This window comes from Mycoplana dimorpha (assembly GCF_003046475.1).
GTDB classification, from domain to species: domain Bacteria; phylum Pseudomonadota; class Alphaproteobacteria; order Rhizobiales; family Rhizobiaceae; genus Mycoplana; species Mycoplana dimorpha.
This window is the reverse complement of the sequence record NZ_PZZZ01000003.1, coordinates 643,269-665,224: the sequence shown is the minus strand read 5'-3', so window position 1 is coordinate 665,224 and position 21,956 is coordinate 643,269. Positions and strand designations below refer to the sequence as shown.

15 protein-coding genes are annotated in these 21,956 nt (G+C 66.1%); 7 read left to right on the top strand and 8 right to left on the bottom strand.

Features of this window, described 5'->3' with window-relative positions:
* Nucleotides 1-9: 9 nt before the first annotated feature.
* The gene (locus C7449_RS10025; RefSeq protein ID WP_108002618.1) at nucleotides 10-894 is read right to left on the bottom strand and encodes a peptidylprolyl isomerase; all 885 of its coding nucleotides are present in this window, start codon (nucleotides 892-894) and stop codon (nucleotides 10-12) included.
* A 233-nt stretch (nucleotides 895-1,127) separates the two neighbouring features.
* Here C7449_RS10025 and secA point away from each other — a divergent pair, with 233 nt between their 5' ends.
* Nucleotides 1,128-3,848: a preprotein translocase subunit SecA gene (secA, locus tag C7449_RS10020; protein WP_108002617.1), complete on the top strand. Its 2,721-nt coding sequence runs from the start codon at nucleotides 1,128-1,130 to the stop codon at nucleotides 3,846-3,848.
* Nucleotides 3,849-3,895: 47 nt separating this feature from the next.
* Here secA and C7449_RS10015 read toward each other — a convergent pair whose 3' ends face one another.
* On the bottom strand, nucleotides 3,896-4,138 hold the full coding sequence (locus C7449_RS10015; RefSeq protein ID WP_108002616.1) for a hypothetical protein: 243 nt from the start codon (nucleotides 4,136-4,138) through the stop codon (nucleotides 3,896-3,898).
* 98 nt (nucleotides 4,139-4,236) lie between these two features.
* Between C7449_RS10015 and C7449_RS10010 the strand changes: the two genes are divergently transcribed.
* Both C7449_RS10010 and C7449_RS10005 read left to right on the top strand, forming a co-directional pair.
* Nucleotides 4,237-5,655, top strand: coding sequence for a lipopolysaccharide biosynthesis protein (locus tag C7449_RS10010; protein WP_108002615.1), 1,419 nt, complete (start codon nucleotides 4,237-4,239; stop codon nucleotides 5,653-5,655).
* A 40-nt stretch (nucleotides 5,656-5,695) separates the two neighbouring features.
* Nucleotides 5,696-6,922, top strand: coding sequence for a GNAT family N-acetyltransferase (locus C7449_RS10005; protein ID WP_245414348.1), 1,227 nt, complete (start codon nucleotides 5,696-5,698; stop codon nucleotides 6,920-6,922).
* Nucleotides 6,923-6,947: 25 nt separating this feature from the next.
* On the opposite strand, the gene C7449_RS10000 is transcribed toward C7449_RS10005, so the two are convergent.
* From C7449_RS10000 to C7449_RS09990, 3 genes are all read right to left on the bottom strand, one after another.
* Nucleotides 6,948-8,618: an AMP-binding protein gene (locus C7449_RS10000; protein ID WP_108002705.1), complete on the bottom strand. Its 1,671-nt coding sequence runs from the start codon at nucleotides 8,616-8,618 to the stop codon at nucleotides 6,948-6,950.
* A gap of 71 nt (nucleotides 8,619-8,689) precedes the next feature.
* Nucleotides 8,690-8,953: a BON domain-containing protein gene (locus C7449_RS09995; protein WP_108002613.1), complete on the bottom strand. Its 264-nt coding sequence runs from the start codon at nucleotides 8,951-8,953 to the stop codon at nucleotides 8,690-8,692.
* A gap of 169 nt (nucleotides 8,954-9,122) precedes the next feature.
* The gene (locus C7449_RS09990; RefSeq protein WP_108002612.1) at nucleotides 9,123-9,605 is read right to left on the bottom strand and encodes a hypothetical protein; all 483 of its coding nucleotides are present in this window, start codon (nucleotides 9,603-9,605) and stop codon (nucleotides 9,123-9,125) included.
* Nucleotides 9,606-10,235: 630 nt separating this feature from the next.
* On the opposite strand from C7449_RS09990, the gene C7449_RS09975 reads away from it, so the two are divergent.
* The 4 genes from C7449_RS09975 (at nucleotide 10,236) to C7449_RS09960 (ending at nucleotide 18,123) form a co-directional block, all read left to right on the top strand.
* Nucleotides 10,236-11,927, top strand: coding sequence for a hypothetical protein (locus tag C7449_RS09975; protein ID WP_146165064.1), 1,692 nt, complete (start codon nucleotides 10,236-10,238; stop codon nucleotides 11,925-11,927).
* Nucleotides 11,928-12,058: 131 nt separating this feature from the next.
* Nucleotides 12,059-14,062 (top strand): hypothetical protein, encoded by a 2,004-nt coding sequence (locus C7449_RS09970; RefSeq protein ID WP_245414338.1) that lies wholly within the window; start codon nucleotides 12,059-12,061, stop codon nucleotides 14,060-14,062.
* 615 nt (nucleotides 14,063-14,677) lie between these two features.
* Nucleotides 14,678-16,768: a type I secretion system permease/ATPase gene (locus C7449_RS09965; protein ID WP_374828184.1), complete on the top strand. Its 2,091-nt coding sequence runs from the start codon at nucleotides 14,678-14,680 to the stop codon at nucleotides 16,766-16,768.
* Nucleotides 16,769-16,782: 14 nt separating this feature from the next.
* Nucleotides 16,783-18,123 carry an HlyD family type I secretion periplasmic adaptor subunit gene (locus C7449_RS09960; RefSeq protein WP_108002608.1) on the top strand — a complete coding sequence of 447 codons (1,341 nt, stop codon included), beginning with the start codon at nucleotides 16,783-16,785 and terminating at the stop codon, nucleotides 18,121-18,123.
* 268 nt (nucleotides 18,124-18,391) lie between these two features.
* On the opposite strand, the gene C7449_RS09955 is transcribed toward C7449_RS09960, so the two are convergent.
* The 3 genes from C7449_RS09955 to C7449_RS09945 all read right to left on the bottom strand — a co-directional run bounded on the left by C7449_RS09955 (nucleotide 18,392) and on the right by C7449_RS09945 (nucleotide 21,740).
* Nucleotides 18,392-18,658 carry a hypothetical protein gene (locus C7449_RS09955; RefSeq protein WP_108002607.1) on the bottom strand — a complete coding sequence of 89 codons (267 nt, stop codon included), beginning with the start codon at nucleotides 18,656-18,658 and terminating at the stop codon, nucleotides 18,392-18,394.
* Nucleotides 18,659-19,165: 507 nt separating this feature from the next.
* Nucleotides 19,166-20,755, bottom strand: a complete 1,590-nt coding sequence (locus C7449_RS09950) for an ABC transporter substrate-binding protein (protein ID WP_108002606.1) — start codon at nucleotides 20,753-20,755, stop codon at nucleotides 19,166-19,168.
* Between the two features lie 43 nt (nucleotides 20,756-20,798).
* Complete coding sequence (locus C7449_RS09945; protein ID WP_108002605.1) at nucleotides 20,799-21,740, bottom strand: alpha/beta hydrolase; 942 nt, start codon at nucleotides 21,738-21,740, stop codon at nucleotides 20,799-20,801.
* Nucleotides 21,741-21,956 lie beyond the last annotated feature (216 nt).

Below are 21,956 nucleotides of genomic sequence, written 5' to 3'. Positions count from 1 at the left end.
GTGAGGTTTTTACGGCTTCTGCTCGCCGGGCTGCGTCTGCTCGTCGGCCTGGGGCTTGCTGACCTCGTCATAGGACTTCTTCAGCGCCGGGTCCTCGATCTCGACGCTGGCGGAGGCCTTCGCCGCTTCCAGCAGCGCGATGTACTTGTCACGCATGACGAGCTGGCGAACCTGCGGCTCGACCTGCTCCAGCGTCGGCGGCTGCTGCTGGCGCTTATCCTCGAGGAGGATGATGTGGTAGCCGAACTGCGTCTTGACCGGGGTCTTGGTATAGGCGCCCTTCTCCAGCCCGAAGGCGGCGGCCTCGAATTCCGGCACCATGCGGCCCTTGGTGAAGTAGCCGAGATCACCGCCCTCGGAGGCGGCATCGGTCGACTTCTCCTTGGCGAGCTCGGCGAAATCCTTGCCGCTGTCGAGCGCGGCAATGACGTCCTTCGCCTCCTGCTCGGTCTTCACCAGGATGTGGCGGGCGCGGACCTCTTCCTGCGGCGGCACAGCGGCGATCTCCTTGTCGTAGCGGGCCTTCACCTCTTCCGGAGTGATGGCGTCGACGACATGCTTCTTGAAATAGGCGTTGTGCAGTTCGCGATCGGTCAAAAAGGCGATGCGCTGCTTGAAGGCCGGATCGTTGTCGAGGCCTTCCTTGGTCGCGTCGGTGGCGAGCACCTTCACGTCGATCAGGGCTGAAAGCGCTGCGACCTTCTTCTGCTCGGGCGGCAGGTTGGCGAGCTGCGGATCGAGGCCGGCCATCGCCAGGTCGATCTCGGACTGGCGGATCTCGACGCCGCCGACCTTGGCCACGACCGGGTCGGGCTTGTCCTCGGCAAAGGCCGCCCCGTGAGCAGCGGCGACCGCGATCATCGCGACAGCGGCAAGCTTGCTGTATCTGAACATCGTCTTAAACCTTTCACAGACGGCCGGAATCGGGACGAAACCAGCGCTCGGTCGGTCGAACAGCACCCCGAATGTGGCCATTGTGTAACCGATTGCGCCGTTGACATCATTCGACCCCCCTCTTATCTGTCACGCAATCTCGCGTCCAGAACGTTTCCGGGCGTTTCGCGGCTTTGCACGCATTCTCGCAAGCCCTTCGAAGCGCCCTCGACACAAAAGAAAGGACCATCCCGATGGTCAGCCTCGGCGGCCTCGCCCGCAAACTGTTCGGCTCGTCCAACGAGCGCCGCGTACGCTCCTACAAGTCCAGGGTCGAGGCAATCAACGCCCTGGAACCCGAGATGAAGGCCCTGTCAGACGAACAGCTCGCGGCAAAGACCGTTGAGTTCCGCAAGGAGCTCGCCGAGGGCAAGTCGCTCGACGACCTGCTGGTGCCCGCCTTCGCCGTTGCCCGAGAGGCGGCCGTGCGCGTGCTGGGCCTGCGCCCCTTCGACGTGCAGCTGATCGGCGGCATGATCCTGCACGAAAAGTCGATTGCCGAAATGAAGACCGGCGAAGGCAAGACGCTGGTGGCGACCCTGCCGGTCTATCTCAACGCGCTGGCCGGCAAGGGCGTGCACGTCGTCACCGTCAACGACTATCTGGCCCGCCGCGACGCCGGCATGATGGGCAAGATCTACGGCTTCCTCGGCATGACGACGGGCGTGATCGTGCACGGGCTCGACGACGACCAGCGCCGCGAGGCCTACGCCTGCGACATCACCTACGCGACCAACAACGAGCTCGGCTTCGACTATCTGCGCGACAACATGAAGTACGACCGCGCCCAGATGGTCCAGCGCGGCCACTTCTACGCGATCGTCGACGAGGTCGACTCGATCCTGGTCGACGAGGCGCGCACGCCGCTGATCATCTCCGGCCCGCTCGACGACCGTTCCGATCTCTACATCACCATCGACGCCTTCATCCCGATGCTGTCGGAGGAGGACTACGAGATCGACGAGAAGCAGCGCTCGGCCAACTTCTCCGAAGTCGGCACCGAGAAGCTCGAGAACATGCTGCGCAATGCCGGGCTGCTGAAGGGCGAGAGCCTCTACGACGTCGAGAACGTCGCCATCGTCCACCACATCAACAACGCGCTGAAGGCCCACAAGCTCTTCACCCGCGACAAGGACTACATCGTCCGCAACGACGAGATCGTCATCATCGACGAGTTCACCGGCCGCATGATGCCGGGCCGCCGCTATTCGGAAGGCCAGCACCAGGCGCTGGAGGCCAAGGAAAAGGTGACGATCCAGCCGGAGAACCAGACGCTGGCCTCGGTGACCTTCCAGAACTACTTCCGCATGTACGGCAAGCTCGCCGGCATGACCGGCACGGCGGCGACGGAAGCCGAGGAGTTCGGCAACATCTACGGCCTCGAGGTCGTCGAGGTGCCGACCAACCTGCCGATCAAGCGTCTGGACGAGGACGACGAGGTCTACCGGACCGTCGACGAGAAGTACAAGGCGATCATCGAGGAGATCAAGGACGCCCAGAAGCGCGGCCAGCCGATCCTGGTCGGCACGACCTCGATCGAGAAGTCCGAGCTTTTGGCCGAGCGGCTCAAGGCGGCCCACGTCAAGGACTTCCAGGTTCTGAACGCGCGCTACCACGAACAGGAAGCCTACATCGTCAGCCAGGCCGGGGTGCCGGGCGCGATCACCATCGCCACCAACATGGCCGGCCGCGGCACCGACATCCAGCTTGGCGGCAACCTCGACATGCGCCTGGAGCGCGAACTCGCCGAGATGGAGCCCGGCCCGGAGCGCGATGCCAAGCGCGCCGCGATCGTCGAGGACGTCAAGAAGCTCAAGGAGCAGGCGCTCGCCGCCGGCGGCCTCTACGTGCTTGCCACCGAGCGCCACGAGAGCCGGCGCATCGACAACCAGCTGCGCGGCCGCTCCGGCCGCCAGGGCGACCCCGGGCGTTCGAAGTTCTACCTGTCGCTGCAAGACGACCTGATGCGCATCTTCGGCTCCGACCGCATGGACGGCATGCTGCAGAAGCTCGGCCTGAAGGAAGGCGAAGCGATCGTCCACCCCTGGATCAACAAGGCGCTGGAGCGGGCCCAGAAGAAGGTCGAGGCCCGCAACTTCGACATCCGCAAGAACCTGCTGAAATATGACGACGTGCTGAACGACCAGCGCAAGGTCATCTTCGAGCAGCGCCTCGAACTGATGGATGCCGAAACCGTCACCGACATCGTCGAGGACATGCGCCAGGAGGTGATCGAAAACCTCGTCAGGCTGCACATTCCCGAGCACGCCTATGCCGAGCAGTGGGACGTCGCCGGCCTGAAGGCGGGCGTCGCCCAGTACCTCAACCTCGACCTGCCGGTCGAGCAGTGGGCCGCCGAGGAAGGCATCGACGAGGCTGACATCCTGGAGCGGGTGAAGAAGGCTGCCGAACAGGCCGCCGCCGACCGCGCCGAGCGCTTCGGCCCGCAGATCATGAACTACGTCGAAAAGTCCGTCGTGCTGCAGACGATCGATCATCTGTGGCGCGAGCACATCGTCAACCTCGACCACCTGCGCTCCGTCATCGGCTTCCGCGGCTATGCCCAGCGCGATCCGCTGCAGGAATACAAGGGCGAGGCGTTCGAGCTGTTCCAGGCGCTGCTGGCCAACCTGCGCCAGACGGTGACGGCCCAGCTGATGCGGGTCGAGCTCGTCCGCGAGGCGGCCGAGGCCCCCGCGCCGGCGCTGCCGGTCATGGCCGGCCACCACATCGACGAGACGACCGGCGAGGACGACTTCGGCGAAGGCAGCGGCTTCATGGCGGTCGCAGTCAACCCCGAGGACCGCGATCCGCAGGATCCGGCCACCTGGGGCAAGGTCGCCCGGAACGAGCCCTGCCCCTGCGGCTCGGGCAAGAAGTACAAGCACTGCCACGGCGCCTTCGAGCAGGCCTGAACGCCCGCCGACGCGAAACCATCAGATGCCGCCTTCGGGCGGCATCTTCATTCCGGCGACAGGCATTCGGCCTCGGCCAGGGCGATCAGATTTTCCAGTGCCGCGATGCCGAGCCGGTTGATGTGCTTGCGGCCGAGCGCCACGTCGATGCGGAAGGCGAGCTCCTCCGCGCTGGCACCGACCAGGTCGGCCAGGCGCTCGATGCCGGCCTCCTCCAGGTAGCTGACCATGGTCGGCCCGATCGAATGCGCCCTCAGCATCTTCGCTCGCTCAGTCGCAGCAATCCCCATCAATCTCTCCCCGGGCGGTCGCTCGCCCATCCTTTGTTAACCCTGATCTGGCAGGATTTCGCACGTGTGTTGTGCGTTGCGTGCGGGTTCCTGTGTTCATGGCGGTGATTCAGTCGGCGGAGAAACTGCTGCCAAACCGGCTTCGCCGCAAGATCGCGCCTTTCGCCGCGAAGCTCGCCATCGTCCTTGCCGGGCAGACGCCGCGCGACAGCGCCCAGCGCATGGCGCTGCTCGCCTTCGCCATCCGCGTCGTCAGCGCGGCGATCGCCTTCGTCTCCCAGGTCATCATGGCCCGGATCATGGGCGAATTCGAATATGGCATCTTCGTCTTCGTCTGGGTGCTGGTGGTCATCTTCGGCAACCTGTCCTGCCTCGGCTTCCACTCCACCGTGGTCCGCTTCCTGCCGCATTACAGCGCGAGCAACGCCTTTGCGGAAATCCGCGGCCTCACCGCGACGGCCCGCACCTTTGCTCTTGCATCGGCGACGCTGCTGGCGGCTTTCGGCCTCTTCGGCGTCTGGCTCCTTGGGGACCGGATCGAGAGCTATTATGTCGTGCCCGTCTACCTCGGCATCTTCTGCCTGCCGATGATCGCGCTCGGCGACGTGCTGGAGGGGACGGCCAGGGCCCACAGCTGGGCGGTGGTGGCGCTGAGCCCGACCTATATCGTGCGGCCGCTGCTGATCCTGCTGTTCCTCGTGGCGGCGGTGTTCCTCGGCGCGCCGCATACGGCCCGCACGGCGATGGCTGCCGCTCTGGCTGCGACCTACCTGACCAGCGTCGTGCAGTTCTTCAACGTCGCGCTGCGGCTGCGGCGCACCTACCGGCGCGGCCCGCGCCGTGTGGAATTCGGGACCTGGATGCGGATGGCGCTGCCGATCTTCCTGATCGAAGGTTTCGGTTTCCTGCTGACCAATTCCGACGTGGTGGTCGTCGGGCTGGTGCTCGACCCGGAGAGCGTCGCGATCTATTTCGCCGCCGCCAAGACGATGGCGCTCGTCCACTTCGTGCTGTTCTCCGTCAAGGCCGCGGCGGCACCGCGTTTTTCCGCTCTCTACGGACAGGGCGACCGGACGGGGCTTGCGGCATTTGCGGCCGAGACGGTGCGCTGGAGTTTCTGGCCGTCGCTCGCCGTCGGGCTGACGATGCTGGTGCTCGGCGATTTCCTGCTGTCGCTGTTCGGTCCCGCCTTCACCACCGGCTACGGCGTCATGGTCATCCTGCTGCTCGGCATCCTCGCCAAGGCCGCCGTCGGCCCCGGCGAGGTGCTGTTGACGATGGCTGGCCAGCAGACGCTCTGCATGGGGCTCTACGCGACGGCGCTTGCGGCAAACATCGGCCTCAACGTCGCCCTCATCCCGGCCTTCGGCATCGCCGGCGCGGCGATCGCGACAGCCGGCGCCATGGCGATCGAGGCGGTGCTGCTGTTTGCCGCCGTACGCCGCACGCTGGGGATCACCCTCTTTGCCTTCGCCGCGCCGTCGCTGGCGGCGGCACGACAGGACAGGACTGACTGACATGGTTTTCATACCGGGATCGGGCAACGACGCCGCCGGAATGCCGTCCGGCTTCTCCGCCAACGACGCAGCACAGGCGCCGACGGCCGAACACCGCATTCCCGTCGGCCGCAGTGGCCGGGCGCTCTGGCTCTACCCGGCGATCGCCGGCTACGACCTGCAGCAGGAGCTCGATTTCCTGGCAAACCGCGCGGTGGAGCCCAACGTCTTCTTCACCGGCCGGTTCCTGGCACCGGCAATGCCGCGGCTCGAGGACCGCACCGTGCGCCTGTCGCTGATCCGCGACGAGGACGGCAGCCGCAGCCGCATCCGCTTCCTGATGCCGTTCTCGGTGGAGCGGCCGGGCTTTTCGGTGGGCGCGAGCATCATCCGTGCCTGGTCGAACCCGTTCGGCCCGCTCGGCACGCCGCTGGTGGACAGCGAGGATGCGGCCGAGACGATCGACAATCTCTACGAGGCCCTTGCGACGCCCGGCCACGGCCTGCCGCCGGTGCTGGTGATGCCCGACCTGCGGCTCGACGGCCGTTTCGCAACGCTTGCGCGTGCCGTTGCCATCGGGCGCAACCTGCCGCTGACGGTGACGGAAACCTACCGGCGGCCGATGCTCGAAAGCCTGCTCGACGGCCCCACCTACCTGAAGCAGGCGATATCGCCGGCACATTACCGTGAATTGCAGCGCCAGTGGCGGAAGCTCGGCGAACTCGGCGAACTCTCCTACCACGTCGCCCGCCAGCCGGGCGACATCCGCCTGCGCATGGAGCAGTTCCTGCTGCTGGAGGCGAACGGCTGGAAGGGGCGCGGCCGCACCGCGATGATCAACGACCGCTACCGCGCCGCCTTCGCCCGCGAGGCGGTGACCAACCTCGCCGAGGTCGACAGCGTGCGCATCCACACCCTCGACCTCGACGGCAGGGCGATCGCCTCGATGATCGTGTTTCTGGCGGGCGGCGAGGCCTATACCTGGAAAACCGCCTATGACGAGGAATTCGCACGGTTCTCGCCCGGCAAGCTGCTGGTGGCGGAACTGACGGAATGGCATCTGGACGACGCCAACATCGTTCGCTCCGACTCCTGCGCCGTGCCCGACCATCCGGTCATGAGCCGGTTCTGGGAGGAACGCGAGGATATGGGTACGCTCGTCATCGGACTGCATCAGAATCGCGACCGCGACGTGCGCCAGGTGGCGGCGCAGCTGCATCTCTATCGCAGCACGCGCAACGTCGCCCGCCTGCTGCGTGACAAGATCCGCGCCCTGGCGAAGCGGTGAAGCGGGGCAGCCCCGGCGGGTCCGCTCAAGCCTCCGTCCCGACCGGCCCTGCCGCTCTTGCCTCGGCCACGGCCCGCTCGCGCAGAAACCGGCGGATGACCTTGCCGGAGGTCGTCAGCGGCAGGCTTTCGACGAACTCCACCTCGCGCGGATATTCGTGCATCGATAGGCGATGCTTGACCCAGTCGCGGATTTCGGCGGCAAGACCGGTGCTACCGGCGTGCTCCGGCCGCAGCATCACATACGCCTTGACGATTTCGGTACGCACCGGGTCGGGCTTGCCGACGACGGCTGCGAGCTGCACGGCCGGATGGCCGGCCAGACAGTCCTCGATCTCGCTCGGGCCGATGCGGTATCCTGACGAGGTGATCACGTCGTCGTCGCGACCGATGAAGGTGATGTAGCCACCCTCGTCCATCCGCCCGAGATCGCCGGTGGTCATCCAGTCGCCGACGAACTTCGCCTCGGTGGCCGCCGCGTTGTTCCAGTAGCGCAAAAACATCACCGGGTCGGGCCGGCGCACGGCGATCTGGCCGGTGGCGCCCGGCGGCAGCGGCCGTCCCTCGGCGTCGATGATCGCCACGACGTGCCCCGGCACGGCCTTGCCGATCGGTCCGGGTCGCGAGACGCCGAGCCTGCCGACCGAGCCGATGACGATGTTGCATTCGGTCTGGCCGTAGAACTCGTTGACGGTGACGCCGAGCGTCCGCCGCGCCCACTCCCAGGTCTGGCGGCCGAGCGATTCGCCGGCGGTGCCGATGGTGCGCAGGTTGAGGCGGTAGGTGTTGCGCGGCTCCTCCACGCTCTTCATCAGCCGCAGCGCGGTCGGCGGAATGAAGGCGTTGCGCACGTCCATCTCCGCCATGATGCGGTAGGCCATGTGCGGATCGAACTTCTGGCCGGGCGAGGAGACCACCGGCACGCCGAGCAGAAGCGCCGGCAGCAGCACGTTGAGCAGGCCGCCCGCCCAGGCCCAGTCGGCCGGCGTCCAGATCCGGTCGCCGGGCTGCGGCAGGAGTTCGTGGTGCATCTGGAAGCCTGGGACGTGCCCGAGCAGCACGCGGTGGCCGTGCAGCGCCCCCTTGGGCGGGCCGGTGGTGCCGGAGGTGTAGATCATCAGCGCCGGATCGTCGGGGCCGCTGTCGACCGGCACGAAGGGCGGCCCCGGCGGACCGGCATCCTCCTCGACCGCCGTGAAGGACACGGTCCCGGCCTGCTCCCGGCCGTCAGCGAGGACGACGAGCTTTAGCGCCTCCAGACCGTCCCTGATCGCCGCCAGCCGCTCGAAGCCGAACGCATTGGTGACGACCGCGCTGGCACCCGCGTCGCGCAGCCGGAACTGGAGCGCTTCGGCGCCGAACAGCAGAGCGAGCGGCAGCGCGATCGCGCCGAGCTTGTAGATCGCCACATGGGCGATCACCGTCTCGAAGCCCTGCGGCAGCAGGATGGCGACCCGGTCGCCGGCGCCGATCCCGCGAGCGGCGAGGCCGCGGGCAAAGGCGGACGAGCGGGCGGCGAGCTCGCCATAGGAAAGGTTCAGGTGGTTCCCGTCGGCGGAGAAATGCTGCAGACAGATGCGGCCGGGCTCGCGTTCCGCCCAGGCGTCGGAGACGGCGGTGCCGATGTTGAACCGCCGGGGAATGTTCCAGCGGAAGTCGCGGCAAAGCTCCTCGTAGGTCGTCGGTTCGGCAAGCATGATGCGGCGCAGCCCCTTTCGCTGCAATGCAGTATCATCCCTGCCGCGCCGGCGGCAATCCCGGGCGCCTTCTACCCGGCGGACAAGCGGGCTTCCACCGCCGTCACCCCCGGAACGGACCGGGCGATCGCGACCGCGCGCTCGATCTCCTCGGGCGAACCGACCCGGCCGGTCAGAAAAACGATGCCGTTCTCGCAGGTCACCGCGACGTCGGATGCATCGACGGTAGCGGTCACCGACAGGGCGTCGGCCACCGCCGCCTCGAGCAGGGCGGGATGCGGGCCGTCGAAATGCTCGGGCAGCTCGCCGTGGAACGTGCCTTCCTTGAATATCATCAACACCTCCTGACGTTGATCCCTGCCCTCCACCGGGCATATCTTTCCTGAGAACGCGCAAGCTCAAGTCCGGTTCAACAGGCAAGCGTAAAGGAACAGCGCCCTGCAACTGGTCTGCGCCGGCTGTCGAGCGCCTTCAGCGACGAACCCGGCGCCCTTCACCTCACCCTCATCTCGGGAAATCGTATTCTTCGACGATCTCCCAGAACCTGTGGTTGATCGCGACGAGCGATTTGATGCTTTCGCGGATGCGCGCCATCTCCTGATCGTCCAGCGCCTCGACCTTTCCGTATCTCAGGTCGTCCTTGCCGTCGACGATGCGCATCAGCTGCGTCAATCCACGGCCGCTGTCGGGGTCGAAGGAATAGATGCAGTGGTTGTACTTGTTGCGCAGCTTCGCCTCCTCCGAGAGGCGCCGCGTCGCGTCCAGGATATCGGCGCGGCAGTCAGCCGGGGTCCTGTGCATCTTGCTCAGCCGTTCGACGAGGTCGATGCGCGCGCGGGTCGTGTTGAGGGTGAGGAAGATGACGATTGCCGTTTCCTTGTCGACCCGGGCCAGGCCGGCGATCATGTGGATCAACAGGCTTTCGGTGTTCGTCCACGTGTAGTTCAGCTGACCGATCAGGAGAAGTATATCTTGAAACTGCGGCATTTCACTTGACTCCGCTGCTTAGGATTCATCGGTCGAACGCAGATATCTCCTACGCAACGGCGTAGGCTGATGCAGGAAAGCATACTCCGGGCGCGGGACCCAAGAAATGGCGCCGAACCCGCAAGGAACATCTAAAAATAAAACTATATTAATCGATGAAATAAAGAATTATCGCGTCCGGATCGTTCCTGTACCTGCGGCAGGCCGTTCGAAACCCTGCGTCTGATCAATCTTTTCTCCGCAAGATCTAGATCGTTGGCGGTAGGTCGATTTCGCAGAAAACAACCGATAGGCGCAGACCGGGCGCATGGTCTAGCTCCAATTGTCAGCTTAAAACGCCGCCGGCCTCATTTCAAACTGCCGTCTGGCTTGAGCAGGGCTCCGGCATGCGGTCGGAAGGCGCATGCGCCTCGGGTTCGACGACGGCGTTTCAAGCTCCTGCCATTCCATCCCGTGTTCGGACGGGAGGATTTGGCAGCCAGACCGCAAGGCCAGAGGCGAGGACGCCTCGTGTGACGGCGCCCGGCACAAGCCAGTTGCATGCATTCATGTTCAACCAACGGCACGGCGAAGACGCTTAAGAGATGAATAGCGTCAAGCCGTAGCGGTCCAACGACAAAGGACGCAGCTATGTCGCGCAACGACAGACCCTACAAGGACGACTCGTCCCAGGAGCAACAGGAACAGCAGCGCCAGCAGGAACAGCAGCAGCAGAGCGAGCTCCAGGCGCAGCTCCAGGCCGAACTCCAGGCTCAGGGGCAGGCTCAGGGGCAGGCTCAGGGGCAAGGGCAGGCCCAGGCCCAGCACCAGTCCAGTGAGAACTGGAACGGCAACGGCAACCTCAATGGCAACGGCAACCTCAACCTGAACGGCAACCACAACACTAACACCAACACGACGACCGTCGACGTCACCGTCGACCTGTCGGAGCTCGAGGCCGAAGACAACGACTTCGCCGACATCGACATGGACCGCAGCTCGATCGACGGGATGTTCAACATCAGCTTCGACAACCTGCTGAACGAAGCCCTCACCGGCCAGGGCAATGACGTCGCGAACGTCTTCAACCAGGTCGCCAACATCCAGGACAACGACCGGCTCGAGGAAGCCAAGGTCGTGAACGACGGCTATGCCAAGTTCGAACAGAACGCCGACGGCGGCTATGCCAGGTCGGGTGACGGCATCGTCGGCGGCGGCGAGGGCGGCGACGGCGGCAATGCCTATGCCAACGGCGGTGACGGCGGACACGGCGGCTTCGCGCTCGGTGGCATCGGCGTCGGCGGTGACGGTGCCGGCGGGATCGCCGCAAGCCTGGCTGCCGGCGGCAGGGGCGAGGGCGGTAACGCCGACGGCGGCGACGCCGAAAGCGAAGCCGAAAGCGGCGAGGCCGAAGGTGGCGAGGGCGAGGGTGGCGACGGCGGCCGCGGCGGTGACGCACTCGGCGTCGGCCTCGGCCTCGGCCTCGGGCTCGGTGCCGGCCTGGCATTTGCCGGGGGCGGCGGCGACGGCGGCAACAACCGGGCCGGCGACGGTGAAGAAGGCGGCAACGGCGGCGATGCTGACGGCGCCGGCGGTGGCGGCGGTGGTGGCGGCGGCGGCGGCGGTGCTTCGACGGCCGGCGACGGCGGAACCGCAGTCGGTGTCGCTCTCGGCCTGATCGACCCGGTCTTCGTCGAAAGCGAAGGCGGCAACATCTGGGATTCGTCCAACGGTGGGGCCGGTGGTGCCGGCGGGGCCGGTGGGAACGGCGGGGCAGCCGGGGCCGGCGGCAACGGTGGCCGCGGCGGCGACGCCACGGATGCCGGTGACGGCGGCGAGGGCGGCGAGGCCATTGGTGCAGGTCTCGGTGCCGGTTATGGCGCAGGCATCGGTGCCGGCTTCGGCGGCGACGGTGCGGCCGGGGGCAACGGCACCGGTGGGGCCGCGACCAGCGGCAGCGCCACGAGTGGCGATGCCTATGGTGGCAATGCCTGGGCCAACGGCGAAGGCGGCCATGCCCTGAGCGGCGCCTGGGCCGATGGCTTCGGCGGCGACGGCTATGGCGGCGACGCCTGGGGCGGGGCCGGCGGAGCCGGGGCTGCCGGCGGCACGGCGACGACCGGCTACGGTGGCGCCGGCAACGGCGGCATCTGGGGCTCGAACAACGGTGACGACGGCTATGTCACCGGCACGAGCACCGCTTCGGCCAATGCTTCCAACCACATCAGCGCGTTCAACCAGGACATCGTCATGGGTGCGAACCTGCAGCAGAACGCGATCGACATGACCGTGGTGGGCGGCAACCTCACCAGCACGGTTGTCGGCGAAGACGACGACGCATGATGCCCTCCCGTGGCTCCGCCTTTCCGGCGAAGCCACGCAGTCTCGAACTGCGCGGCCTGACCGCGCAGTTCCCTCGATGTTCAGCGCTCCGATAGGAGCAAGCGTCGACAGCGGGTGGGATCATGACGGTAATGGACAGAATCACGGAAGAAATCGCCCATTTCATCGGTACGCTTCACCTGACGGCCGAGCACGCCATCCTTCGCGAGGCCTATCAAGATTTCATGGCCCGCAAGGCGCAGTTTTCGGATCCGGAGGTGTCGCCGCTCGGCAACGCCCCCTTTGAAGCGGCCCACGAACTCCTCGGCTTCGATCCGGAAGTGCCCTACAGGTCGCCGGCGCCGGACATGCATCATGGAAGTCCGTGGCACTTCCCGACCTTCAAGCTGTCGTTCTCGCCGATGGACATGAAGGCCTTCGAGCTACCTACGGGCTTTCAGTGGAGAATGCCGGATTCGGTCAGCGTCTCGGTCACGAGGTTCGAACCGCCGGAACTCGAACCGCCCGGCTCGGTGGTGACCTACGCCAACCAGACCATCTTTCTGTCCGACGACGACTATTTCGGGGTCGGCGGCCACGGGCTGAAGTTTGCGCCGGCGGCGATCGACAACACGGCGCTGCTCGCAGCGGCAAAGGACGCCTATTCGCTGTCGCCGATCGGCAATCTCGGAAAGCCGGGATCGAGCGCCGAGATCATCAAGGTGATCAAGACCGCCGGCGAGGCGCTCGACGGTTTCACCGCCGATCCGGCCGGCAGCTTTCATGTGTCGGTGCACCAGGCCGAGCGGCTTGACGGCATCTACGTCAACGGCGAACGCGTCGACGAAGCCCCCAGCCTCGAGGACTACTACAAGTTCGAGGGCAAGGAGCAGAAGGAGCCGGGATCCGAGGTCGGCAAGACCGGCAACGCGGTCATCGGCGAGGACGGCTCGATCATCGTCGAGGCCTCGGTGACGCTCACCGCCGGCGGGAACACGCTGGTCAACGAAGCCATCCTGAAGAATTTCTGGACCGCCGCCAAGGTGACCGCCGTGGTCGGCGACCACTACGAAATCAACGCGATCGTCCAGATCAATGCGGTCTGGGACACCGACAGCGTCAGCGCCGGCCTTTGCGACTGGAGCAGCGACGCCGCGGTCAACCAGGTGCTCAACATTGCCGGCTTCGACCGGCAGGACATTTCGAGCAACGACGCTGCAGACGTGAAGGATGCCGGCTTTCCGCAGTTCTGGGCCGTCACCCGGATCGACGGCGACCTGGTGATGATGAACTGGATCGAGCAGTTCATTTTCCAGAGCGACAACGACGTCGGCATACTGTCCTCGTCAGGGGCGACCACCAGCGTCATTGCCGGCGGCAACCTCGGCGTCAATCAGGTGTCGATCTTCGAGCTCGGCTTCTCCTACGATCTCATCATCGTCGGCGGATCGGTGTATGACGCCAACATCATCCATCAGGTCAATGTCCTGTTCGACAACGATGTCGTCGGCGCCCTGCCCGGCTTCCAGACCAGCGGAAGCGGCTCGGTGTCCACCTCGGGCAACCTGCTCTGGAACGAGGCGCACATCACCGATATCGGCGGCGCCGATCGGTTCGCCGCGCTGCCCGATGCCTATCTGAAGGCTGCCAGAAGCTTCGCAGACGGCGGCGACAGCCTGTCGAAGGGGGTGCTGACGGACGAGGCCTTTGCCGGGCTGCAGGGATTGCGGGTGCTCTACATCAGCGGTGACCTGCTCAGCCTACAATATATCAAGCAGACGAGCATTCTCGGCGACAGCGACCAGATCGCCCTGGCGATGGATGCGCTGAAGCCGCATCTGGATGCGGATTGGACCCTTTCCACCGGAAACAATGCGCTGATCAACAACGCAGCCATCTACGACCTGGATTCCTTCGGGAAAACCTATGTCGGCGGCCAGAAATATTCGCAGGAAACGCTGATCCAGGCCGAGCTGATTTCCAGCCAGCCCGACCACCTGGGCGCCCAGAACCCGGATGCACTGGTCAGCGAGGCCGTCCTGTTCCTGGACAGCTCGATGCTCGACTCACCCGGCGAGGCAGCCACCGCCGTCTACGTTCCTTCCGCGCACGACGCACCGACGGATGACGGGCTGCAGCACATGCTCGGCCACTGAGGGGGATTCATGTCCGACAATCGCAAGAGAAGCCCAGACGCCATGAATGCGTCTGCGCAAGTGGAATATGCCGCTAAACGCCAGGAGCCGGCACCGGAGCTCGACCGGGCGTACGAACGGTTCGAGCAGGCGGTGACGGCGTTCATCAACGTCGCCCTCGACGATTCCGGTTCGGCGGCACACAAGGCCGGGCCGAGCGCGACTGCGGATGGCGCGCCCGGCGCGGCGCGGCCCATCGGGACTTCGCCGGCCGCGACTGTCAACCCCCGGCCTGGTGGCGGGCCGGTTGCGGCCCCCCCGCCGGCCCCCGTGCCAGGCGTCGCTCCGGCCGCCGAAGCCGCCCCCCCTGCCCCCGTAGAGCCGCAAGGCGCTTCGAGCGAGGCTGAGCCAGGCCTTGCCGGGACCAGGGACCGCGCTGCCGAGGTGCCGTTTCTGCGCCGGTCGGACGAGCGGATTACAGCGGAAGGGCCGGGCGTCGTGCGACGGCAGCCCGACCCGCCCCCGGCCGCCACACCGCAGCTGCTGCAGGGTGGGCAGGCCGCCGCCGAACCTCGGCCGGGCAACGGGCAGGCATCGCCCCCGCCGCCGAAGCAGGCGGATGCGGTCGCGCCGGACATGACACGGACCGCACCGCGCCCCGCCGATCGGCCTGCTGCCGGCGGCACCCGCCTGAGCTTCGGCCTCGATCAACCCACCGTGCTGCGCTTCGACGCCGGTTCGCCCCCAGCCGGCATGCCGCGCCCGCAGGCGCAGGCCCACCCGGCCGCGGAGGCTGCGGCGCCAAAGGCCGACAGCAAGCCGCTTTCGGAGGCCACGCCGAAGCCGGCGAAGCCGGAACCGACGGTGGCCAAGTCGGCCGAGGGGCTGGTGACGATCGAGGCCGATACCGGCCCGATCAAGGCAGAGAACCGCTCCGGCAACCCGACGTTCTCCAGCGGCGGCGGCAAGGGATCCGGTTCCGGTGGCGGCACCTTTCACAAGCGCCTGGGTCCGATCGATTTCTCTGCCAGCCTGAAGGCCGGCGTCAGCGCGGTGCGGCGCAACCTCGCCGCCGTCATGCTCTTCACGCTCGTCAGCAACGTGCTGGTGCTGGCGATTCCGATCTATCTGTTCCAGATTTCCGACCGCGTGCTGACCAGCCGGTCGGTCGACACGCTGATCATGCTGACCCTGGTGATCGTCGGTGCGATCGTCCTGCAGTCGGCGTTCGACGCCATCCGGCGCTTCATCCTGATGCGGACGGCGGTCGAGGTCGCGGCCCAGCTCGGGGCCCCGATCCTCAGTGCCGCGGCACGCGCCTCGCTCAACAGCAACGGCCGGGAATACCAGACGCTTGGCGACCTCCAGCAGGTCCGCTCGTTCCTGCTGTCGCGGACGCTGCTGTCGTTCCTCGACGCGCCGCTCGCTCCCCTGTTCGTGCTGGCCGTGTTCCTGATCCATCCGCATCTCGGATCGATCGTGATCGCCACGGCGCTGCTGCTTCTGGTCTTCACCCTCATCAACCAGCGGCTCACCGCGACCTCGTTTGCCGAGGCCAACACCGCCCAGGTCAAGGCCAACCTTCACCTCGAAGCGATGTCGCGCAATTCGCAGGTGATCAACGCGCTGGCGATGATCCCGGAAGCGGTGCAGATCTGGGGCCGGGATACGGCGACGTCGCTGCGCGCCCAGGTCATCGCGCAGGATCGCAACATCGCCATGACGGCGCTGTCGAAGGGCGTCCGGCTGCTGTCGCAGGTGGCGATGCTGGGGTGGGGCGCCCACCTCGCCATCAAGGGCGAAATGACCGGCGGGATGGTGATCGCCTCGTCGATCATCGCCGGTCGCGGCCTGGCGCCGATCGATAGCGCCATCGAGGGCTGGCACCAGTACAGCCAGTCGCTGGCGGCCTATGCCCGCATCACCGCCCTCCTCAAGGCCTCGCCGCTCAATTTCGAGCGCCTGAACCTGCCACGCCCGGAAGGGCGGCTCGACGTCGAACGGCTGCTCTACGTGCCGGGCGGCACCAAGCGGGTGGTCCTCAACGGCATTTCCTTCAGCCTGCAACCGGGCGATTCGCTTGCCGTCATCGGCAACTCGGGGGCAGGCAAGACCACTCTCGGCAAGATGCTGGTCGGCTCGATCCTGCCGACCTCGGGCAATGTGCGCCTCGACCTGATGGATCTCAGGAACTGGGACCAGCGGCAATTCGGCGAGAATATCGGCTATCTGCCGCAGGACGTTCAGCTCTTCCCGGGAACGATCAAGGCGAACATCGCGCGGATGCGCGAGGATGCCACCGACGAGCAGATCTACAAGGCGGCGATGCTGGCCGACGTCCACGAGATGATCGCCACCCTGCCGCACGGCTACGAGACCGTGGTCGCCGCCGACGGGTCGCCGCTTTCCGGCGGCCAGAAGCAGCGCATCGCGCTGGCCCGCGCCCTGTTCGGCGATCCCCGCCTCGTCGTGCTGGACGAGCCGAACTCCAACCTCGACCAGGCCGGCGACGCGGCGCTGCTGCGGGCCCTTCAGCACGCCAAGGAGCAGCGGATCACGATGATCACCATCACGCAGAGGCCCGCCCTTCTCAACAGTGTCGACAAGGTGCTGCTGCTGGTGAACGGCACCGTGGCGCTGTTCGGCAAGCGCCAGGAGGTGCTGCAGGCGCTGGAGGCGCGCGGCATCACCGTCAACAGCGGTTCGTTCGGCCATCAGCTGCAATAGGGAATGTCCGGAAAATGCAAGACATAGCGAAGGTCCATGACATCGAATGGTACGCGCATGTGCCGCGGTCGATCCGCAAACAGATGATCGTCGGCACGCTGCTGCTCGGAACCACCTTCGGCGGCTTCGGCGCCTGGGCCTTTACCGCGCCGCTCGCCGCTGCCGTCATCGCCCAGGGCAGCTTCGTCGCCACCGGCCGCAACAAGGTGGTCCAGCACTACGAGGGCGGCATCATCAAGGAGCTGCTGGTCGACGAGGGCGACGAGGTGGTGGAGGGCCAGCCGCTGATCCGGCTGGACGAGACGGCGGCGCTGGCCAAGCAACGGGAGCTGTTCCTGCGCCGCGTCCGCCTGGAAGCGACCGCCGCCCGGTTGACCGCACAGTTCGAAAACAGCGAACAGATGGATCTCGGCGGCCTGGAGAAGGACTATCGCGGCGATCCGGAAGTCGCATCGATCATCGCCAACCAGCAGTTAAACTTCAAGGCCCAGCAGCTGAAGCAATCGAACGAGGTGTCCCTGATCAAACAGAACATCAAGGCGCTGGAGTTCCGCCGCATCGGCTATGCCAAGCAGCGCGAATCGCTCACCCAGCAGCTCGCCCTGCTCTGGGAAGAGCACGAGAGCAAGAAGCAACTGCTGGCAAAGTCGCTGATCCGCGCAACCGAGCTGAAGGCGATCAAGCGGGCGATCGCCGACGCCGAGGGCCAGATCGGCCGGCTGGAGGCCGAGGTGGCCGAGACCCAGGCGCAGATCGTCAAGGGCCAGCAGGAAATCAGCCGCGCCGAAGCCACCTATCGCGAGGAGGCGCTCGACCAGCTGCAGGCGATCCAGGGCGAACTGGCGACCGTGCGCGAGCAGTCGCGCCAGGCCGAGAACGTGCTGAGCCGCGTCACCATCAACGCGCCGGTCGCCGGCACCGTGATCCGGCGGTTCTACCACACGCCGGGCGGCGTCATCGAAAGCGGCAAGGGGATCCTGGAGATCCTGCCGAAGGGCGTGCCGCTGATCATCGAAGCGCATATCCCGCGCAACAACATCGACAGCGTCGCCGTCGGCCAGCTGGCCAGCATCCGCCTGGTGGCGCTGAACCAGCGCACGACGCCGGTTCTGCACGGCACGCTGTTCTACATCTCGGCGGACGCGCTCGAGGACAGCCAGCCGGGGGTCAAGGCGCACGACGTCTACCTGGCGCGCATCGATATCCCGCCGGGCGAACTGGCGAAGGTCAAGGGTTTCCACCCGACGCCGGGCATGCCGGCCGAAGTGATGATCCAGACGGCGCAGCGGACCTTCTTCAGCTATCTGGTGAAGCCCGTCACCGACAGCATGTCGCGGGCGTTCACCGAGCGCTGACGGGGGCGTTTCCAGGTGCCGCAACGCTCGGCAGTGGGCCGGTCGACGCCCCGGCAATTGCCGATCGGACCGGGCTGTGGCCGCGCAACAGTGGTGACGCCGGAGGTACCGGCATGCGTGACGACGAAGGCGGATTGGTCCGGCGTTGCCTCACTGCAGAGCGAGCCCTTCCCCGGCGGCGCCGCGGTCTGGCCACACAAGCTCTCATCTATGTTCGCTGATCGGGGCGATGCCACACCGGGCAGTCGCCGAATGCTACGCAGGCGCTTCAGTGGACGGTCACGGACGGTTTGCTCTGGCGGGCAAGGGCCCGCAGCAATCTCTCCAGCTTTTCGGTGTCCCGCACGCCCTGACTGTAATGGACCAGAATAGAACGAGCGAGGGCGCTGGCGCCCGCGCTGCCGCGCGCCAAACCGCGCTCGTCGCAGATCCTTTGGAAAATCCGCTGGATCCGTTCCAGATCTTCAGGCGATAATATGCCGATCTCTTCCGGGCTAAGTACGTTCTTCATCGCCACCCCTGCGCGGTCAAGCATTGCCAAATCGCTCCTGCGGAGGTTTGACGCGAGAAGCACCGGACGGTCCCAAGGGTTTGGTGCACGCGGTGCAGCCTGAACGACACAGGCTCCGCCGTCCAAGTGATCGCCGAGGACTGGAGCTTTTCGGTGCGACATGAAAAACACGCCACCGCCCCAGTCTACGCCTCGCCGCTTCGCCCGACGATAGCCAATTCTATCTACATCCCGGGACTGCCGGCGCCCCGCGCTAAAAAGATGACGGGCCGCTGGAGCCAGAGGGCGGCGATGGTGGTGCGCGGTGCCGAATGCTGGAGAGCAGGATGCCGCCGTCTGGGCACCCGGTTTCCGTCCGCAGTCAGTGGCTATGCTCCGGGAGCGGAACCGTGCCCGGCCGCTTCAGGCGCATAGCGAGCGCCAATGCCCTATCGACACCGTTCCTGTTGCCCGCAGGGCCACTTCAAAGTGGCCCTGCGGGCATGATGTCGCCTGGCCGGGACGCAGCGCCCCGGATGCGCGGTGACGGTTCTATGCCGCCAGCCAGCACGACGCGAGGGCCAGGCCTCCCATCAGTTCGCCGGCGGGATGCGGCTTGAACCCGCCGACCTTCTCGGAGACCGCGTCGATCCAGTCGTTGAAGACCGGAATGATCGCACCGCCTTCGTCGCGGACGATCATCGCCATGTCGCGGTAAATCGCACGGCGCTTGCCCTCGTCGAGTTCGGCGCGCGCCGCGATCAGGAGCTTGTCGAAGTCGGGACGAAAGAAGCGGGTCTCGTTCCAGTCGGCCGTCGAGAGATAGGCCGTCGAGTACTGCTGGTCCTGCGTCGGCCGTCCGGTCCAGTAGGAGGCCGAGAACGGCGCCTTGTTCCAGACGCTCGACCAGTAGCCGTCGCCCGGCTCGCGCCGGATCTCGATCGGGATGCCGGCCTTGGCGGCGCTTTGCTGGAACAGCTGGGCCGCATCCACCGCGCCCGGAAAGGCGACCTCGGAGGTCCGCAGCAGGATCGGATCACTGTGGCCGGACTTCTTGAAATGGAAGGCTGCCTTGTCGGGATCGTAGGCGCGCTGCTCGATGTCGTCCGAAAACAGCGGATAGGCCGCATTGACCGGGATGTCGTTGCCGAGCGACCCGTAGCCGTTGAGGATCTTGTCCACCATCTCCTGGCGGTTGACGGCATATTTCAGTGCCAGCCGCAGGTCGTTGTTGTCGAAGGGTGCGGTGTTGCACTGTGCTGCGAGAACATAGTGCGCGCTTCCGGCGACGTTCTGGATGGTGACGCCGGGGATGCGCTTGATGAGTTCGACGACCTTCGGTTCGACCCGGTTCATCATGTGGATGTGCCCGCTCTGCAGGGAGGCCATGCGGGCGGTCGCATCGTTGATGACGACGATCTCGATCTGCTCGGCATGGCCGCGGCTCGCAAGGTCCCAGTAGCCGTCATAGCGTTCCGCGACCTCGCGCACGCCGGGCTCGTGGGAGACGACCTTGTAGGGGCCCGTGCCGATGCCGGCCAGCGGATCGTCCTTGCCGCCGTTGGGCTGAATGACCAGATGGAAATCGGACATCACGAAGGAGAGGTCGGCGTTGGCCTCCTTCAGGGTGATGACAAAATTGCCGCCATCCACCTTGAGCGTGTCGATGCCGCGCAGCACGCCGAGCGCGCCCGACTTGCTGTCGGGACCGGCGTGGCGCTCGATGGTGGCGAGCACGTCATTGGCATCGAGTTCCTTGCCGTTGTGGAAGGTCACGCCCTTGCGGATCTTGAAGGTCCAGGTCTTGGCATCGGGCGAGGAGCCGTATTCCTCAGCAAGCCACGGGATCAGCGAGCCGTCGGGGGCGACGTCGGTCAGTTTCTCGCCCCAGCAGCGCGCGAAGACGCCCCTGACCTGGTTGTTGATGCCGGCGGGATTGAGGTCGTCGGTGGAATCGCCGCCGACCAGGCCCGCCTTCAGCAGGCCGCCCTTGATCGGCCCGGCGGCCCTTGCCGCAGTGCCGAGCAGCGAATTTGCAAATGCGGCGCTCAGCCCCAGGGCCGCGGCGCGGCCAAGGAAATCGCGGCGGGTCATCCTGCCGCGGACAGCCTGTTGGCTGAGAAACTCAATTTCATTCGACATGCGTTCCCTCCCTTTGATTTTGATGGCGCGCGAGCGCCGCAATTCAGTAGTTCCACTCCCCCTTGCCGAGCCCGCGTACGGCCTCGACGATGCGCGTAAAGCTCTCCCGGGCACGGCGCACCGTGTGTCGCGCCCGCAGGTAGCCGTGAACCAACCCCTCCTCGTTGAACCAGGCCGCCTTGCCGCCTGCCGCCCGCACGCGATCGCGATATTCGCGACCGTCATCGGAGAGCGGGTCGCACTCCGCCGAGATGATCACGGTCGGCGGCAGACCGGAGAAGTCGGGATCGACGAACGGCGCGTAGGTGAGATCCTTCGAGACGTCCTTCCCGCCGGTGCGCACGTCCTTGTAGAAGGCCATGTCGCGCACCGTGAGCAGCGGCGCCTCGGCGTGGGTGATGTAGGACCCCTTCGTCTGATCGCCGCCGAAGCCGGGATAGATCAGCACCTGGCCGATGGGCGCGCGGGCGTGGCCACGCACCGTGTGGGATACGGCCGCGGCGAGAACCCCGCCGGCGCTGTCGCCGCAAAGCAGGATCGGCCGGTCATCGTGGCCGGCAGCCCATTCGAACGCGGCGCGGCAGTCTTCATAGGCCGCAGGATGGACATGCTCCGGGGCGAGGCGGTAATCGACCGACACGACGTCGTAGCCGGTGCGCGCGCAGATCTCGGCGCAGACGTCGTCATGGCTTTCGAGCCCGCCGACGACGAAACCGCCGCCATGGAAATAGAGCACCAGCACGGCCCGATCCGGCGCATCGCGTCGATAGGTCCGGATCGGGATGGCGTGCGTCGCCGTTTCGATCCTGGAATCTTCGGCCGCCACGCCTTTTGGATAGCCGGCATGGAATTCGCGGCACATGCGGTCATAGGTACGACGCTGTTCGGCGATGGAGTGGTCAACGGCATCAGGGGGATAATAGGAGTTCGTGCGATCGATGAAAGCCCAGGTCTCGGTGTCGATCAGCTTCGAATAATCAGTCATCCAATCGGCCTTTCAAAAATGAACCATGCGAGCGTAGGCGGCCGCTTCGGCACTGGGTTGATGTTATCGGAACGATTTTTTGCAGATTCCGCAGCGTTGGCGGGGCGGGTTCATCCCGCCGCCTGCTGTGATGCCAGACCTTTCCTGCTGGTGCGGTAGACGCGAGGTTCAGAGCGGGAGCAAGGCGTATCCAAAGGAAAGCGGAGAGGATCGCGC

Excerpts from the sequence above, each read along its gene's own strand:
- C7449_RS09945 (WP_108002605.1), bottom strand. The coding sequence starts at position 21,740 with ATGACTGATTATTCGAAGCTGATCGACACCGAGACCTGGGCTTTCATC.
- C7449_RS09955 (WP_108002607.1), bottom strand. The coding sequence starts at position 18,658 with ATGCTTGACCGCGCAGGGGTGGCGATGAAGAACGTACTTAGCCCGGAA.
- C7449_RS09990 (WP_108002612.1), bottom strand. The coding sequence starts at position 9,605 with ATGCCGCAGTTTCAAGATATACTTCTCCTGATCGGTCAGCTGAACTAC.
- C7449_RS10015 (WP_108002616.1), bottom strand. The coding sequence starts at position 4,138 with ATGGGGATTGCTGCGACTGAGCGAGCGAAGATGCTGAGGGCGCATTCG.
- C7449_RS10000 (WP_108002705.1), bottom strand. The coding sequence starts at position 8,618 with ATGCTTGCCGAACCGACGACCTACGAGGAGCTTTGCCGCGACTTCCGC.
- C7449_RS09950 (WP_108002606.1), bottom strand. The coding sequence starts at position 20,755 with ATGTCGAATGAAATTGAGTTTCTCAGCCAACAGGCTGTCCGCGGCAGG.
- C7449_RS10005 (WP_245414348.1), top strand. The coding sequence starts at position 5,696 with ATGCCGTCCGGCTTCTCCGCCAACGACGCAGCACAGGCGCCGACGGCC.
- C7449_RS09975 (WP_146165064.1), top strand. The coding sequence starts at position 10,236 with ATGTCGCGCAACGACAGACCCTACAAGGACGACTCGTCCCAGGAGCAA.
- C7449_RS09960 (WP_108002608.1), top strand. The coding sequence starts at position 16,783 with ATGCAAGACATAGCGAAGGTCCATGACATCGAATGGTACGCGCATGTG.
- C7449_RS09995 (WP_108002613.1), bottom strand. The coding sequence starts at position 8,953 with ATGATATTCAAGGAAGGCACGTTCCACGGCGAGCTGCCCGAGCATTTC.
- C7449_RS10025 (WP_108002618.1), bottom strand. The coding sequence starts at position 894 with ATGTTCAGATACAGCAAGCTTGCCGCTGTCGCGATGATCGCGGTCGCC.
- C7449_RS09965 (WP_374828184.1), top strand. The coding sequence starts at position 14,678 with ATGACACGGACCGCACCGCGCCCCGCCGATCGGCCTGCTGCCGGCGGC.
- C7449_RS10010 (WP_108002615.1), top strand. The coding sequence starts at position 4,237 with ATGGCGGTGATTCAGTCGGCGGAGAAACTGCTGCCAAACCGGCTTCGC.
- C7449_RS09970 (WP_245414338.1), top strand. The coding sequence starts at position 12,059 with ATGGACAGAATCACGGAAGAAATCGCCCATTTCATCGGTACGCTTCAC.
- secA (WP_108002617.1), top strand. The coding sequence starts at position 1,128 with ATGGTCAGCCTCGGCGGCCTCGCCCGCAAACTGTTCGGCTCGTCCAAC.